1 protein-coding gene is annotated in these 232 nt (G+C 67.7%); it reads left to right on the forward strand.

Annotated features, from left to right (window positions below):
• A partial coding sequence (locus BN358_RS26755; RefSeq protein WP_198018460.1) for a hypothetical protein occupies positions 1-232 on the forward strand: 232 nt, incomplete at both ends.

Below are 232 nucleotides of genomic sequence, written 5' to 3' on the forward strand. Positions count from 1 at the left end.
GCGTCAAGACGCTGCTGCGCGATCGGCCCGAGCTCGCGATGGACTTCTGGACCCAGACCATCACGCGCCTGCGACCGCTGTACCAGCTGGTCGAGCAGCGCATGGGCGACCAGCACCGGGCCAAGGTCGCCTTCGGGGTGATCCTTGGCGCGGTCAGCTCGGCCATGTCGAACTCCGAAGGCGCGACGGATTCGGCGATCGGCGAGCGGCTGCTCACCGAGATCCGGATCAT

The sequence above is a fragment of the Sedimentibacter sp. B4 genome, assembly GCF_000309315.1.
Taxonomy (GTDB): Bacteria; Bacillota; Clostridia; order Tissierellales; family Sedimentibacteraceae; genus Sedimentibacter; species Sedimentibacter saalensis.